Annotated in this window: 1 protein-coding gene; it reads left to right on the top strand. The window is 38.7% G+C overall.

Annotated features, from left to right (window positions below; translation table 11 throughout):
* A partial coding sequence (locus SB679_RS23485; RefSeq protein WP_410704684.1) for a TolC family protein occupies window positions 1-333 on the top strand: 333 nt, incomplete at both ends.

Raw genomic sequence — 333 nt, 5'->3', positions numbered from 1 at the left:
CAGTTTTATCCGACATTGAAGCTTACAGGGTCTGGAGGACTTCAGTCTGTAGATATTGATCACCTGTTCAGTGTGAATTCATTATTTGCCAATGTAGTCGCAGGATTAGCACAACCGATCCTTAATAAGAGACAGATCAAGACCAATTACGATGTAAGTCTTGCCAATCAGGAAACAGCATATCTAAATTTTAGAAAAACTGTTCTTACCGCAGGGAAAGAAGTTTCTGATGCCATCAGGGTTTTCTCTGTGCAGGATTCATTTATTGAACTAAAGCAAAAAGAACTGAATGCCTACAAAAAATCCGTAGACTATTCTCAGGAATTGGTCAAC

It is taken from the genome of Chryseobacterium sp. SIMBA_029, from assembly GCF_046535275.1.
GTDB lineage: Bacteria > Bacteroidota > Bacteroidia > Flavobacteriales > Weeksellaceae > Chryseobacterium.
This window is presented reverse-complemented; position numbering and strand designations above follow the sequence as displayed.